This is a genomic window from Acidovorax sp. SRI_002 (assembly GCF_057586455.1).
On sequence record NZ_JBYCZW010000006.1, the window covers coordinates 174360 to 188908 of the forward strand.

The 14549-nt window shown below is 65.9% G+C and carries 12 protein-coding genes; 2 read left to right on the forward strand and 10 right to left on the reverse strand.

The window, feature by feature from the left end:
* The first annotated feature begins 295 nt into the window (after window positions 1-295).
* Window positions 296-2272 (forward strand): molecular chaperone HtpG, encoded by a 1977-nt coding sequence (gene htpG, locus AC2YJX_RS17695; protein WP_487256813.1) that lies wholly within the window; start codon window positions 296-298, stop codon window positions 2270-2272.
* A 120-nt stretch (window positions 2273-2392) separates the two neighbouring features.
* On the opposite strand, the gene AC2YJX_RS17700 is transcribed toward htpG, so the two are convergent.
* The gene (locus AC2YJX_RS17700; protein ID WP_055400148.1) at window positions 2393-2701 is read right to left on the reverse strand and encodes a hypothetical protein; all 309 of its coding nucleotides are present in this window, start codon (window positions 2699-2701) and stop codon (window positions 2393-2395) included.
* A 471-nt stretch (window positions 2702-3172) separates the two neighbouring features.
* Between AC2YJX_RS17700 and AC2YJX_RS17705 the strand changes: the two genes are divergently transcribed.
* On the forward strand, window positions 3173-6454 hold the full coding sequence (locus AC2YJX_RS17705) for an IPTL-CTERM sorting domain-containing protein (RefSeq protein WP_487256814.1): 3282 nt from the start codon (window positions 3173-3175) through the stop codon (window positions 6452-6454).
* Window positions 6455-6597: 143 nt separating this feature from the next.
* Here the strand turns inward: AC2YJX_RS17705 and AC2YJX_RS17710 are convergent, their stop codons facing one another.
* From AC2YJX_RS17710 to AC2YJX_RS17750, 9 genes are all read right to left on the reverse strand, one after another.
* Complete coding sequence (locus tag AC2YJX_RS17710) at window positions 6598-7311, reverse strand: response regulator transcription factor (protein WP_228897503.1); 714 nt, start codon at window positions 7309-7311, stop codon at window positions 6598-6600.
* Window positions 7312-7494: 183 nt separating this feature from the next.
* Window positions 7495-8553 carry a serine/threonine protein kinase gene (locus tag AC2YJX_RS17715; protein WP_487256815.1) on the reverse strand — a complete coding sequence of 353 codons (1059 nt, stop codon included), beginning with the start codon at window positions 8551-8553 and terminating at the stop codon, window positions 7495-7497.
* A 15-nt stretch (window positions 8554-8568) separates the two neighbouring features.
* Window positions 8569-9663 carry a DUF2855 family protein gene (locus AC2YJX_RS17720; protein WP_487256816.1) on the reverse strand — a complete coding sequence of 365 codons (1095 nt, stop codon included), beginning with the start codon at window positions 9661-9663 and terminating at the stop codon, window positions 8569-8571.
* Between the two features lie 85 nt (window positions 9664-9748).
* Window positions 9749-11188, reverse strand: a complete 1440-nt coding sequence (locus AC2YJX_RS17725) for a serine/threonine protein kinase (protein WP_487256817.1) — start codon at window positions 11186-11188, stop codon at window positions 9749-9751.
* Window positions 11185-11943, reverse strand: coding sequence for a metallophosphoesterase family protein (locus tag AC2YJX_RS17730; protein ID WP_431151715.1), 759 nt, complete (start codon window positions 11941-11943; stop codon window positions 11185-11187). The genes AC2YJX_RS17725 and AC2YJX_RS17730 overlap by 4 nt, the downstream gene beginning before the upstream one ends.
* Window positions 11944-12077: 134 nt before the next feature.
* A complete protein-coding gene (locus AC2YJX_RS17735) occupies window positions 12078-12464 on the reverse strand; it encodes a DUF1304 domain-containing protein (protein WP_291467703.1) in 387 nt (128 codons plus the stop codon).
* Between the two features lie 4 nt (window positions 12465-12468).
* Window positions 12469-12885, reverse strand: coding sequence for an organic hydroperoxide resistance protein (locus AC2YJX_RS17740; RefSeq protein ID WP_010462826.1), 417 nt, complete (start codon window positions 12883-12885; stop codon window positions 12469-12471).
* Window positions 12886-12957: 72 nt separating this feature from the next.
* Window positions 12958-13422 (reverse strand): MarR family winged helix-turn-helix transcriptional regulator, encoded by a 465-nt coding sequence (locus AC2YJX_RS17745; protein WP_487256818.1) that lies wholly within the window; start codon window positions 13420-13422, stop codon window positions 12958-12960.
* A 270-nt stretch (window positions 13423-13692) separates the two neighbouring features.
* The gene (locus AC2YJX_RS17750; protein WP_487256819.1) at window positions 13693-14511 is read right to left on the reverse strand and encodes a crotonase/enoyl-CoA hydratase family protein; all 819 of its coding nucleotides are present in this window, start codon (window positions 14509-14511) and stop codon (window positions 13693-13695) included.
* Window positions 14512-14549 lie beyond the last annotated feature (38 nt).

The following is a 14549-nucleotide window of genomic DNA, read 5'->3' on the forward strand; positions in this document are numbered from 1 at the left end:
CAGAGGATGGGAAGGCGGCCTCGCACCGAGTGCCTTCGGTGGCGTGCATCTTATGGGGTCTAAATGACAGAAATTGCTGTCAAATGCCTGCAAATTGTCAACAATCTTCAGCGCCGAAATGGCTGTGCGGGATGGCTTCGGTGCGGGCCGCGGGTGGTGAGGGGCGTGCGCCGCACAGTGCAACCCTTGAAATCACTGAGTCCGCCCCGAGGTGAACACGCGCGAATGCCGTTCCTGGCCTCCTGGGCGTGAAACGCGTTCTTTTTGCACCTTACACAGCAACCTCCAAGACACCATGAGCACAAAACAAACCCTGTCTTTCCAGGCCGAAGTAGCGCAACTGCTGCACCTGGTCACCCATTCGCTGTATTCCAACCAGGAGATCTTCCTGCGCGAGCTGATCTCCAACGCGTCGGACGCCTGCGACAAGCTGCGTTTTGAAGGCCTGAACAACTCCGCGCTGTTTGAAGACGCCCCCAACCTCGAAGTGCGCGTGACCTTCAACAAGGCCGCCAAGACGCTGACCATCACCGACAACGGCATCGGCATGAGCCAGCAAGAAGCCATCGACCACCTGGGCACCATCGCCAAAAGCGGCACCAAGGACTTCATGGGCCGTCTCTCAGGCGACCAGAAGGCGGATGCCCAGCTCATCGGCCAGTTTGGCGTGGGCTTTTACTCCGGCTTCATCGTGGCCGACAAGATCACCGTGGAATCGCGCCGCGCGGGCCTGAAGGCCGACGAAGGCGTGCGCTGGATCAGTGGCGGCACGGGCGACTTCGAGGTGGAGACCATCACCCGCGCCCAGCGCGGCACCAGCATCATCCTGCACCTGCGCGACGACGCCGAGGAATACCTCAACGCCTGGAAGCTCAAGCAGGTCATCGCCAAATACTCCGACCACATCAGCCTGCCCATCCTGATGGAAAAGGAAGAGTGGAAAGACGGCGAGCTGATCAACCCCAATGACGAAAACGGCGGCCGCCAGCCCGGCGGCATGGTCAAGACCGGCGAGTGGGAAACCATCAACAAGGCCAGCGCTCTGTGGACGCGCCCCAAGAAGGACATCACCGAAGAGCAGTACGCCGAGTTCTACAAGACCATCAGCCACGACCACGAGGCCCCGCTGACCTGGGCGCACAACCGCGTCGAGGGCAACACCGAGTACACGCAGCTGCTGTACATCCCAGCCAAGGCGCCGTTTGACCTGTGGAACCGCGACAAGAAGGCCGGCGTGAAGCTGTACGTGAAGCGTGTGTTCATCATGGACGACGCCGAGGCGTTGATGCCCACCTACCTGCGTTTTGTGAAGGGCGTGATCGACTCCGCCGACCTGCCGCTGAACGTGAGCCGCGAGCTGCTGCAGGAAAGCCGCGACGTGCGTGCCATCCGCGAAGGCTCGACCAAGCGCGTGCTCTCGATGCTGGAAGACCTGGCCAAACACGACAAGCACGACACCGCCGCCAATGCCGACGGCGTGACCGATGTGGTGGATGCCGACGACAAGGCCAAGGAAGGCAAGTACACCGCGTTCTACGCCGAGTTTGGCGCCGTGCTGAAGGAAGGCCTGGGCGAAGACTTTGGCAACCGCGAGCGCCTGGCCAAGCTGTTGCGCTTTGCCAGCACCACCAGCGACGCTGTGACGGTCGGTTTTGCCGATTACAAGGCCCGCATGAAGGAAGGCCAGGAGGCGATTTACTACATCACTGCCGACACCCTGGCCGCTGCCAAGAACAGCCCGCAGCTCGAAGTCTTCAAGAAGAAGGGCATCGAAGTGCTGCTGATGACCGACCGCGTGGACGAGTGGGCGCTGAACTACCTGCACGAGTTTGACGGCACGCCGCTGCAAAGCGTGGCCAAGGGCGCCGTGGACCTGGGCACGCTGCAGGACGAGGCCGAGAAGAAAGCCGCCGAAGAAGCTGCCGAAGCCTTCAAGCCTGTGCTGGCCAAGCTGAAAGAAGCGCTCAAGGACAAGGCCGAAGACGTGCGCGTGACCACGCGCCTGGTCGATTCACCCGCCTGCCTGGTGGTGCAGGACGATGGCATGAGCACCCAGCTGGCGCGCATGCTCAAGCAGGCCGGCCAGCAGGCGCCCGAGACCAAGCCTGTGCTGGAGGTGAATGCCGAGCACGCGCTGGTCAAGAAGCTCGATGGCAGCGTGCACTTCCACGACCTGGCGCACATCCTGTTCGACCAGGCGCTGCTGGCCGAGGGCGGCTTGCCTGAAGACCCCGCCGCGTATGTGAAGCGCGTGAACGCCTTGCTGGTGTAAAAATTTAGGCCAAATCGGCCTCTGGCGCTTGTCCATCAAGCGCTAGGTGCTATAAAAATAGTAGTAAAAACCGGTGGTGCCTGGCACCACCGGTTTTTTTATGGGGCTTTACAAAGCCGCTCAATCTTCGGGCTGGGCCTGCTCCAGGATGCGGCTGTGTGCCTGGTTGCGTTCCTGTGAGGGGGTGTCGATCAGCTCCTTGAGCGCGCCCTCTGGCAAACGCAGTCCCTTGCGCCGGTCGTTCTTGACCGGCAGGTTGCGCCAGCCCGACAGCACCAGCCAGTCCCACAGTTCCCTGGGCAGCGGATGGGTGACGGCCATCTTGACCTGCCCCCGCAGGATCACGGTGCCCACGGCGGGCAAAGGCCCCACGGGGGCGGGCTTGCGCTTCTGGCGAATGGAGAGGAGCGTGCGAAACATGTCCTTCATGGGTGGGCCAACTCGCGGTAGATCGAAGATGGCGCAGCATAGCCCAGGGGCCCCCAGCCGGTCCACCACCCGTGCTGCCCACCGGGGTGGCGTGCACCCGTGGTGCAAACAATACGCAATACCGTTCGCAACCGTTAACGATTGTTGCCGGGCGGATTGCGCCCCCGTCCGTCGATAAATTCCAACACAGCCTTGGTCCGTGGCGGCCACGGTACATCCACGCACTCCCTGCATTTTTTGCCAGCCCCTCGGGGCCTGGTGAGGTTGCGGCGTGGCCGGAAGTCGGAGCCATTCACCTCAGGAGTATTTTTGATGCTTTATCGATTGACGCGATCTTGGGAGGGCGCATGCGCTTTCTGGCGCGCGCGCACATCCAGTGGGCCCGCGCAGCCTGCTACAAGCCCTGCGCACAGCGCGGTACGCCGCTTTCGCTGGCTTTTGCTGGCGGGTGGCCTGTTTGCGGGTGCAGCCATGGCGCAGTCCGCCGACCTGGTGGTCAACCATGCGGATTCGCCGGACCCTGGGCCCGCAGGCGGCATCTTCACGTACACGCTGCGCATCGACAACAACGGCCCCAACGGCGCCACCGGCGTCACGCTGACGGACACACTCCCGGTGGGCTCCACGTTCGTGGATGTGGCCACCACAGCAGGCACCTGCAGCCAGGCGGCGGGTGTCGTCGATTGCACGTTGGGCAATATCCCGTTCAACAGCAACCAGACCGTGACCATCCGGGTGCGGCTGCCTTCCGCCGGGGTCTGGACCAACACCGCCACGGCTGGCAGCGCCACGTCCGACCCGAACACCAGCAACAACGTCAACAGCGTGCAGGACACCACCGCTACGCAGGCGGCCGACCTTGCGCTGGTGGCTACGCCCTCCACGGCCAACGTTGTGGCCGGCCAGGCCTACAGCTACGCGCTGCAGGCTGCCAACAACGGCCCGAACGCGGCCGATGGCAGCCAGCGCATTACCTTCACAGTGCCAGCCGGCGCGTCGATTACCTCTGTTCCGACAGGCACGGGCTGGTCCTGCGCGCCATCGGGCGGCTATCCGCTGAGCAGCGGCAATGTGACCTGCACGCGCACGGGCACCCTGGCCAGTGGAGCGTCTGCCTCGGTGCTGACGGTTCCCGCCGTGTCCAACGTCAATGGCACGGTGACGGCAGCTTTTGCCATCGATGGCATCAAGCCCGACAACTCCGCCATGCCCGATGGCAACACCGCCAACAACACCACGTCGGCGGACGTGACGTCCACCTCGGGTGCCGACGTGTCCATCACCAAGACAGCCGCCAGCTCCAATGTGGCCCAGGGTGCCAACGTGGTGTACACGCTCACGCCGCGCCTCAACGGCGGGGTGTCGCTGGCGGGTCAGCCGGTCACCGTGACCGATACGCTGGGCGCCGGACTCAGCTTCGTATCTGCCGTCGGCACGGGCTGGGTCTGTGACGCCACAATCACCTGCACGCGCACCGAATACACCGGTGCCAACTTCAGCAACATGCCCACGATCACCGTGACCGCCACGGCCAACAGCGCAGGCACGCTGGGCAACACGGCCGGTATCAGCACGGCGCTGCCAGACCCGGTGCCCGCCAACAATTCGGCTTCGGTCAACGTGACGGCCAGCAACGACGCCGACATGCAGCTGACCAAGACGGCCAGCATCAACCCCGTGGTGCCGAACCAGGCGTTCAATTACACGCTGACCGCGCGCAACACCGGGCCGCTGGCCGTGCCCAATGGCCAGACCATCACCATCACCGACCAGGTGCCGGCGGGCGTGAGGCTCGACAGCCTGGTCAGCGCGACGGGCTGGACTTGCGACGCTTTGCCGTTCACCGGCCCCGGCAACTGGGCCTGCTCGCGCTCTACCGGCCTGAACGCCAATACCAATGCCCCTGCCGTCACGGTGTCGGCCGTGCTGACGGGCACTGGCACCGCCACCAACAACGCCTGCGTGGCGCTGGGGGCGGGTGTGCGCGTGGACAGCAACGGTGCGAACAACTGCGTGGGTGTGGGCGTGACCTCCACGGCCACCGAGGCCGACCTGCGCGTCGTGTCCAAGACCGCTGCGCCCGACCCTGTGGTCGCGGGCCAGAACCTGACCTATGTCATCACTGTGGACAACGTCGGCCCGGCCGCTGCCACGAACGTGGTGGTGTCGGATACGCTGGGTAGTCTTGTGAACACCGGGGGGTTTCAATCTGCCGTGGCCTCGCAAGGCAGCTGCACGCCCAACGCTGTCACCAACGGCACCTCGCAGAACCTGAGCTGTAACCTGGGCACGCTGAACTCCGGCGCGCAGGCCACCGTGACTGTGGTGGTGCGCCCCAGCATTGCCGTCAGTGGCCCTCGCACCAACACCGCGACCGTGCGCTCTACCGACGTGGGCGACCCCAACCAGGCCAACAACAGTGGCAGCGTGACCAGCCAGGTCACGGCCATCGTGGATGTGACGGCTGCCAAGACGGCCACTCCGTCCACCGTTGCGGCCGGGGCTCCCATCACCTTCGTGGCGACGATTGGCAACACAGGGCCTTCCACGGCACAGACCGTGCAGATGGTGGACACCCTGCCGTCCAATGCCGCCTTTATCGACGTGGTGAGCGTGAGCGGGGGCGGCAGCTGCGCGCCCATCGCCGCGGGCACGGTGGGCGGAACGCTCACCTGTAATTGGGCCAGCATCAATTCCGGATCGCAGCAGACGGTGAACTACCGCATGCGCCCCCTGGGCAGTGCAACGGGCAGCACGGTGGTCAACAGTGTGGCTGCGACCACGGCAACCGCCGAGTCGAACACCGCCAACAACAGCGCCACCACCAGCACCCCGGTCACTGCCGCGCAGCTGGACATCCTGGTGAACAAGGTGGACAGCTCTGACCCGGTAGACCTGGGCCAATCGACGACGTACACCATCACGGTGAACAACAGCGGGCCGTCGTTCGGCACCAATGTGGTGATGACCGACATCTTCCCCGCACCGGGCTCCTCGCCCACGGCCACCTTCAGCTACCAGGGCGCGCTCACGGTGAATGCAGGCGGCGCGTGTACCGAACCCACGATGGGGGCGACCAGCGGCACGCTGACCTGTAGCTTTCCGGGGCTGAGCAGCGGCCAGAGCGCCACCATCACCTACGTCATGCGCGCGGAGACCCTTACCGTCAATGGCGCCACCAGCGGCACGGCCTTCAACCAGGCGAGTGTGGTGGTGGACGAAACCGAGACCACGCTGGCCAACAACGTGGTGACCCATGACACCACCGCGCGCCGCTTTACCGTGGCCACGGATCTGGCACTGAACAAGACAGCGCCGGCAGGTCCTCTTACGCCCGGCGCTGGGCTCGCCTACACCTTGGTGGTCACCAACAATGGCCCGCTGGCCAGTGATGGAGCGCAGGTCGTGGACGTGCTGCCCGCCGGGGTGAACTTTGTTTCAGCGCCAGGTTGCGTCAACGCGGCCGGGACTGTCAGCTGCGGCGTCGGAGCGTTGGCGGTGGGTGCATCGCGCACCTTCACGATCAACACCACCCTGGCCACCCCTTACAGCGGTGCGCGTCCTCTGGTGAACTCTGCCACGGTGGATGCGCCGGGCGACACCAACCCTAGCAACAACACGTCCAGCGCCTCGACGACGGTGACGGGCAACGCCAGCAACATTCCGACGCTGTCGGAATGGGGCCTGATCCTGCTGGCTGCATTGCTGGGTCTGATGGCCTGGCAGCACCCTGCCATGGGCCGCCGCCGGTAGCCCGGCAGCCACCACCGCCGCGATCACTTCGCGGCGGCGGGCTGAACGCCAAAAGGCCAGCACGCTGCAAAGCGTGCTGGCCTTTTTTTGTTGTTCAGGGAAGGAGCACGTGGCGGCTTGTGCGCCGCCCTGCGCGCGGCGTGTCAGCCGCGTGGGTCCGCCAGGGCCACCGTGTCTACCGTGTCCAGCCGGTACCCCATGCCATAGATGGCCGTGATCGCATAGCCGTGGGCCTGCTGCGTCAACTGCAGCTTGGTGCGCAGGCGCGAAACGTGGGTGTCGAGCGAGCGTGAAGGTGCTTCACTGCGCTCGCCCCACACCGCTTCGCGCAGGTGCGCGCGCGACAACAGGCGGCCCGCGTTGCGGAACATGAAAAGGGCGAGTTCGTATTCCAGGTTCTTCAGCGCCAGTGGCTCGCCGTGCAGGGATAACAGCCGCTTCTCCGGATCGAACCGGTAGGGGCCGAAGACCAGCTGCTGGCCCATGGCCTGCGGATACGCCCGCCGCAGCAAGGCCGCAACGCGGGCGACCAGCTCCCCCACACGCAGGGGTTTGACCATGTAGTCGTCCGCGCCCCGGTTGAGCGCTTCGATCACGTCACGTTCTTCATTGCGGCGTGTGACAAGCAGGATGGGCAGTTGCTGGCCGGCCATCTCGCGCAGGCGCTGAATGACCTCGATGCCATCCATGTCCGGCAGGTGCCAGCCAGAGATCAGCAGGTCAAAGGTTTCGTGCCGGGTGTCCTTGAGCAGGCTCGCACCGCTGGTATAGAAATGGCACACATGGTGGTGGCGCTCAAGGGCGCCCCGGATCATGTCGGGCAAGAGGGGGTCGTCGTGCAGGACGGCAATGCGCATGGTGTCGGTCTTCGGGCGCAAGCGCCCTTCGCAAGTCAGAAAACGCCTTTCCAGGAAGGCGTCTCTGGATGTTGCGCGACATCGCGCCCCTGTGCACACGGGTTGACAATCGTTTGCAATGCCCGGGCGCCTCCGGCGCCTCTCCGGGGCACCGCAGCGCAGGCGGCTCAGGGCGCATTCATCTCACGCCACCAGGGGCTCTTCCTGCATGGCCTCAATCTGCTCGATCAGCATGTCCACCTGCCCGCGCCAGTAGTCGCTGGTGCCAAACCACGGGAAGTTGACGGGGAAGATGGGGTCCTGCCAGCGGCGCGCGAGCCAGGCGCTGTAGTGGATGAGGCGCAGCGTGCGCAGCGGCTCGATGAGCGCCAGTTCGCGGCGGTCGAAGCTGCGGAACTGCTCGTAGCCGTCGATCAGCGCGCCGAGCTGGTGCGTGCGCTGGCGCCGGTCGCCCGACAGCAGCATCCACAGGTCCTGCACGGCCGGGCCCATGCGCGCGTCGTCCAGGTCCACAAAATGCGGGCCGCCCCGGCCCCATTCATCCAGCGGAGTCCAGAGGATGTTGCCGGGGTGGCAGTCGCCATGCAGGCGGATTGCTGTCGCATTTTCTAAGCCAAATGAGGCTCCAGCGCTTGATGGATAAGCGCTGGCAGCTATCAATTCAAGAGCTTTGTCGCATTGGGCCTTCCAGGTGGCCTGCATGTCGAGCGGAATGATCTCGTTCGTGAGCAGCCAGTCGCGCGATGCCGTGCCAAAGGTCTCCAGGTCCAGCAGCGGCCGGTGCACAAACGGTTGGGCCGCACCCACGGTGTGGATGCGCGCCAGAAAGCGGCCGATCCATTCCAGCACCTCGAAGTCGTCCAGCTCGGGCTGGCGCCCGCCGCGCCAGGGGCTGACAGAAAACGCAAAGCCATCGTGCTGGTGCAGGGTGGTGCCGTTCAGCACCAGCGGGCCCACGGCGGGCACCTCGGCGGCCATCAGCTCGGCGGCAAAGGCGTGTTCTTCGAGTATCTGCGCCTCGCTCCAGCGGCCTGGGCGGTAGAACTTGGCCACCACGCGCTCGCCGTCTTCCAGCGTGGCCTGGTACACCCGGTTTTCGTACGACGACAGGGCCATGAGGCGGCCGTCGCCATACAGGCCCACGCTGGCCAGCGCGTCCAGCACCTGGTCGGGCGTGAGGCGGGCGTAGGGGTGTTGGTCGTTCGAGGCGTTGGCAGCGATATCGGGGGGCAATGGGGTCATGCCCCATTGTCGCCGTCAGCCCGGCAGCATGGTGGCGATATGCCCTGCGCGCGGGTCGGCACTGCCCGCCAGCACGCTTGCGAACAGGGTTTGCGTGGCCTGGGGGCCCGCATGGTGCTGCACCACCAGCCAGGGCTGCGGCCCGGCCGACACGGCGGTGCTGAACTGGTTCCAGGCCGCCACCAAGCGGTCGTTCAGGCCCTGGGCGCCCCAGTCGGCGTGGCGCTTCTTGACCTGGGCGGGGGCGAAGAACATCACCGGGCGCGGGCCGGGCAACTGGCCTGCGCCGCCCAGGTCCTGCACGTGGCTGGCGCCCACCGAGCAGCTGTAGGCCAGGCCCGTGAAGTGGGCGTGGATGCGCTGGCGCAGGCCCACGCTGCCCGCAAAGTCGATGTACACGCTGGGTGTGGCACCGTCGATGCTGTCCAGTGCGTCGTAGGTAACCACGCGGCTGTAGCAGCCCAGGCTCTCGCAAAACGCCACATTGCCGGGTGAGGTGAGGCCGATGACCTCGACGCCCTCCCGCTGCGCGAGTTGGAACGCGGTGCCGTAGGCGGTTTTGCTCGACGCGCTGGACAGCAGCATGCGCTGGGCGCCAAAGAACTGCTGGTCCGCCAGAAAGTCGTCAATGAGCCACGAGGTGATGAACAGCGGCCGCAGCAGCGCCTGCACGTCCTCGTTGTCGGCGCGGTAGAGCCCGTCGGTGCGGGTGCGAAGGTAGTGGTTGTAGACCGCATGCAGGCCCGCGCGATGGGCTGCGCCGTCGCTGAAGCCTGCGGCGTTAACGCGCTGGGGTGAGAGCACGGCCTGGTCGGACATGGGCCAGTAGCCATACAGCCGCTCGCCCGCCGCTACGTCGGGGTGCAAGGACTCGGTCACCGTGCCAAAACCCCACACGGGCACGATGCCCCAGCCCGTTTCGCCGGTGGGGAAGAACTGCCAGTAGTTCAGCATGTCGCCCAGCGCGGCGTAGGTGATGTTGTTGGCCGTGAGGGCAAACGACTCGACCCGCACGCGGACCTGGCCGCCTTCCAGCGGGGTGTCGTCGGCGGTCAACAGGCGGGTGCTGGCCAGGTTGTCCTGGCGCACGAGGAGGGTGGTGGTGCTCATGCCGCCACGCTAAACGAAAGCCCGGCGCGGCTCAAGCGGGCCGCGCCACCTCGGCGACAGCGGGGCCCACTCTTTGAACAGGCGCTTAGCCTGGGAACGTCTGGCCCAGTTGCTCGAACGGCAGCGCCTGCTTGACCAGGATGACGGTGCAGGGCGCATCACGCGCCACGCGGATGGGCACGGTGTCGATGAAGCGCTGCATCTGCAGCCCGTGCGTGGCGGCGCCCAGGATCATCATGCTCACGTGGTTGCTGGCCGCATAGCGCACCAGCGCCTGGGCCACGTCGCCCGCTTCGAGCACGTGGTAGCTCACGGCATGTCCGGTCAGGTCCAGACCCTGGGCCCACTGGCGCAGGCGTGCCATGTGCTGGCGGTGCAGCGTGGTTTCACTGCGCTCACTGTCGCTGGTGCTGCTGGCGCCCGGCGAGATCACCGTCACGCAGGCCAGCCGCGCGCCGGGGCGGATGCCCAGCGAGCGGGCCACGGCCTGGCGCAGCGAGTACAGCGTGGCATCGCTCACATCGGCATGGGGCACGGCGACCATGAGGATGGGCGTGTCCTCGATCTGCTGCGAGGGCAGGGGGCTGGGCGTGTAGTGCATGCCCGCAGCACGCAGCCAGCGGCGCACATGCGTGCGCAGTGGAGTGCGCTCGGTGCGTTCGCCGCGTTCGGTAACCTGCACCTGTTCGGGGTTCGACAGGTCGAAGGCCAGGTGCGCGGCCGACGGGTAGCGGCTCCCTGCCTCAGGCTCCAGGCAGCGCAGGATGACTTCCTGCAGCCAGGGCGGGATGTCGGCGCGGTGCTTGCGCGGCGGCGCGGGCGTCATCCACAGACGCTGGCGCATGCCGCCGCTGGTGGTGGGCGCGCCAAAGGGCAGCTCGCCCGTGGCCAGCTCGTACAGCATCACGCCGATGGCAAAGATGTCGCTGCGCGGGTCGCCGCGCACGCCCACCACTTGCTCGGGCGCAATCCAGGCGGGCGAGCCCACGGCCTGGCGCATTTCCTCGGCCAGCAGGTCGGGGTAGTGGGCGTGGCACGAGAGGCCAAAGTCCAGCAGCACGGCCGTGCCATCTTCTTTGATGAGCACGTTGGCCGGTTTGAGGTCGAGGTGGCACACGTTCTGCTGGTGCAGGCTGTGCGCCGCGCGCGCGGTGGCCGCGCCCAGGCGTGCGATGGTTGCTGTGTCGCAGCGGCCAGGCCCTTCGTCCAGCCAGTGCTGCAGCGTCTGGCCGGGGATGTATTCCATGACCAGGTAGGGCAGACGCACCAGGTCGCCCGCCGCCACAAAACGCGGCACATGCTGGCCGCTGAGCACGGGCAGGATCTGCAGCTCGACCTCGAAGCTCACGATGTTCTCGGCCCCGTCGCCCGCCGTCATGCGCGGGATCTTCATCGCCATGGGAAAGCCGGGGCTGCGGTCGGCCTGCGCGTATTCCACGGCGTAGATGTGGGCCATGCCACCCGCGTGGATGCAGTCCACCACGCGAAAGCCGTCGATCTCGGTGCCGGGTTCGAGCAGTTTCATTGACCATGCTCCAGCCTGTCGGCATAAAACGCGGGCAGTCCTGCCGCGCGGATGGCGGCGGCGGCGGCCAGGTGGTCATACGGCACGCGGTAGAAGGTGATCTGCCTGGCGGTGTCGTCGAACAGTGCGTACATGGCGCGCGCATCGCCGTCGCGCGGCTGGCCCACCGAGCCCACGATGCCCAGCCACTGGCGGTGCGGTGGCACAGGCACGGGCACGCCGGGCTCGGGCGCAAAACGCATCAGCTTGGCGGTGGGCGTGAGGAAGTACAGCACCTGCTCATGCACATGGCCGCAGAACACGTAGCGGATGGCGGGGTCAAGGGCCTGGGCCGCCGTCATGCTGCGCTCGGCGGCGTTCGAGTCCTCCACGTAGCGCCATTGCTCCGGCATGTCGGCGCTGGCATGCACGAGCAGCGCGCTGCTGCCCAGACGTGCGGTGAGCGGCAGCGACTGCAAAAAGGCGATGTGGCTGTTGCCGAGCTGGTCGTGCGTCCACTGCGCGCCCAGCTCGCTGCGGTTGCGCGGGTTGGCAGGCGGGGCCAGGGCCATGGCGTCGTGGTTGCCCAGCACACACAGGGCGCCCTGCTGGGCGAGGTCGCGCACCTGTTCCACCACGGCCACGGGCTCGCCGCCGTACCCCACCAGGTCGCCCAGCAGCGCAAATTGTTCGGCGCCCTGTGCGCGGGCGTGTTGCAGGCAGGCGTCCAGGGCCTGGCGGTTGGCGTGGATGTCGGACAGCAGGGCGATTTTCATGGTGTTGTCTCCAACCCCATCATCGCGCGCATGGCTGAATGGCAGCTTGCAGGCCGCCGTGCTTTCCCGGATTCAAAGCAAAAATAGCTGCTACCGCCCGTCTATAGGGCGGTAGCAGCTATTGATTTGATAGCTCAGAGGCTGCGCTGGGCGGCGGGTTTTTTGTCCAGCGCCAGCACCAGGCCCAGCGCAATGATCGCGGGCAGCGCCTGGCTGAAGAAGATCTTGGGCGCTGCGGTGGCGGCGCCAAACACCCCGGCCACGATCACGCATGCCAGGAAGAAGATCTTGAACACCCGGTTGCCGGTGAACAGCCCCCAGAACAGGCCCGCCGCCAGAAAACCGTTGTACAGCCCCTGGTTGGCCGCCAGCGTGGTGGTGGCGTCGGCCAGCTCCTGGGTCAGGTTGAAGGTTTTCATGCCCAGGGGCTTGTTCCAGAAGAACATTTCGAGCACGAGGATGTACACATGCTCGATGGCCACCAGGGCCACCGCGATGCGGGGAATCAGCAGGCGGCCCATGGTCTTAGACGATCGTGATGGTCACGTCTATGTTGCCGCGCGTGGCGTTGGAGTAGGGGCAGACCTGGTGGGCTGCGTCCACCAGCTTCTGGGCGGTTTCCTTGTCCAGGCCGGGCAGGCTGATGGCCAGGCGGGCAGCGATGCCGTAGGCGTTCGGGATGGGGCCCAGGTCCACTTCGGCGTCGATGGACACGTCTTGGGGCACAGGAATGCCGATCTTGCCGCCGACGGCCTTCATGGCGCCGATGAAGCAGGCTGCGTAGCCGGAGGCAAACAGCTGCTCGGGGTTGGTGCCGGTGCCGGCCGTGCCGGGCGAGGACAGCTTGACTTCCAGGCGGCCGTCATCGGTCTTGGCGGCGCCATCGCGGCCACCGGTCACGTGCGACTTGGCGGTGTACAGGACTTTTTCGAGCTTGGTCATGGTGTCTTCCTTGCGGTTGTTGCCCACTGGCGGGCGGTGGAGGGAATCGGTTCTTGTGCTGTCTGCAGACCGTCAGCGTTGCTCGCTGAGCCGGTCCCGCAGTTGCTTGAGTTCGGAGGTCAGGGCCGTCAGCTCGGCAATCGAGCACTGGCTGCTTTGCAGCACACAGGGCGGGATGGCCTCGGCCTGGTCGCGCAGTGCGCGGCCTTGCGACGTGAGGGTGATGCGCACGCGGCGCTCGTCCTGCACATCGCGCAGCCGGGCAATGTGGCCCTGCGCCTCCAGGCGCTTGAGCAGCGGCGTGAGCGTGCCGGAGTCGAGAAACAGGCGCTCGCCCAGCTCGGACACCGTCACGCCATCCTGTTCCCACAGCACCAGCATCACGAGGTACTGGGGGTAGGTCAGGCCGATCTGGTCGAGCAGCGGTTTGTACAGCTTGGTCATCGCCAGCGAGGCGGAATACAGCGCAAAGCAGACCTGGTTGTCCAGCCGCAGGATGGCGGGGCTGGGAGTGTGGGGTGTGCTGTGGCTGGGCATGGGGTGAATTGTGGGTGTGAATTCAATTGTGCGCAATTGAATTGTGAAAAACTTTGTTAATGGATGGGATTGTGTGGGTGGGGGAGCGGCGCCGCGCCATCGGTGCTATTCGCGCGTCCCGCTTGCGCAGGCGGGGGCGCTGTGCCCCTTCACTCTCGGAAAATTGCTATCAATAGCAGAGCTGCTGGCGCATGATTCATATGCGCTAGCGACCGATTAGGCTTGAAATTTGGCATGTAGTGGTTCGGGCGACGACGAACCACCAGGCCCTCAGCGCCCGCTGAACTGCGCGGGCCGTCGCTCGACAAATGCGCGCACGCCTTCAGCGGCGTCCTCGCTGTTGGCCAGTTCCTTCTGCACCGGGATGAAGTCCGCCACCGCGGCCGCCTGGCCTTGCTCGATGGCCTTGAGCACATTCAGGCGCGTGGCGACCACCGCACGCGGCGCCTGTGCGGCAATGCGCTGGGCAATCGCCAATGCCTCGTCCAGCTCCTTGCCAGCCGGCACCACTTTCTGCACAAAGTTCAGGCGGTACGCCTCAGCGCTGCCAAACTCGTCGGCCGTCAGCAGGTGCAGCAGCGCATTGCCTGTGCCCGCGCGCTCGGCCATGCGCAGCGTGGCGCCGCCCGTGGCCATGATGCCGCGCTGCACCTCCATCTGCGAGAAGCGGCAGTTGTCGGCCGCCACCACGATGTCGGCACCCAGCATCAACTCGATGCCCACGGTGAAGCAGATGCCCTTGACCGCCACCACCATGGGCTTGGTACGGCGCCGGTAGCCGGGCAGGCCGTAGTCGTGCGGCTCAACCAGGCCTTCGGGGATGGCTTTCTCGCCGCGCTGCATGTAGGCGCTCACAGCGGGCAGGTCCAGTCCGGCCGTGAAGTGGTCGCCCATGGCGTGCAGCACACCGACGCGCAGGTCGGGGTCATCATCCAGTCGGGTGTAGGCCTCCGCCAGCTGGCGGAACATGGGGGGCGTCCAACCGTTGCGCTTGGCCGGGCGGTTGATGCCGATCAGCAGCACGTGGCCGAGCACCAGGGTGTCTATGCAGCCCTCGGGCGGGGGTGTGGTGGGGGTGATGTTTGTCATGGGCGCAGGTCTCCTGGCCCATGATTGAAAACGCAATG

Bases quoted from the DNA above. Each gene is read 5' to 3' on its own strand.
- AC2YJX_RS17740 (WP_010462826.1), bottom strand. From the start codon at position 12,885: ATGACCAAGCTCGAAAAAGTCCTGTACACCGCCAAGTCGCACGTGACC.
- AC2YJX_RS17750 (WP_487256819.1), bottom strand. From the start codon at position 14,511: ATGACAAACATCACCCCCACCACACCCCCGCCCGAGGGCTGCATAGAC.
- AC2YJX_RS17730 (WP_431151715.1), bottom strand. From the start codon at position 11,943: ATGAAAATCGCCCTGCTGTCCGACATCCACGCCAACCGCCAGGCCCTG.
- AC2YJX_RS17725 (WP_487256817.1), bottom strand. From the start codon at position 11,188: ATGAAACTGCTCGAACCCGGCACCGAGATCGACGGCTTTCGCGTGGTG.
- AC2YJX_RS17710 (WP_228897503.1), bottom strand. From the start codon at position 7,311: ATGCGCATTGCCGTCCTGCACGACGACCCCCTCTTGCCCGACATGATC.
- htpG (WP_487256813.1), top strand. From the start codon at position 296: ATGAGCACAAAACAAACCCTGTCTTTCCAGGCCGAAGTAGCGCAACTG.
- AC2YJX_RS17700 (WP_055400148.1), bottom strand. From the start codon at position 2,701: ATGAAGGACATGTTTCGCACGCTCCTCTCCATTCGCCAGAAGCGCAAG.
- AC2YJX_RS17705 (WP_487256814.1), top strand. From the start codon at position 3,173: ATGGCGCAGTCCGCCGACCTGGTGGTCAACCATGCGGATTCGCCGGAC.
- AC2YJX_RS17720 (WP_487256816.1), bottom strand. From the start codon at position 9,663: ATGAGCACCACCACCCTCCTCGTGCGCCAGGACAACCTGGCCAGCACC.
- AC2YJX_RS17715 (WP_487256815.1), bottom strand. From the start codon at position 8,553: ATGACCCCATTGCCCCCCGATATCGCTGCCAACGCCTCGAACGACCAA.
- AC2YJX_RS17735 (WP_291467703.1), bottom strand. From the start codon at position 12,464: ATGGGCCGCCTGCTGATTCCCCGCATCGCGGTGGCCCTGGTGGCCATC.
- AC2YJX_RS17745 (WP_487256818.1), bottom strand. From the start codon at position 13,422: ATGCCCAGCCACAGCACACCCCACACTCCCAGCCCCGCCATCCTGCGG.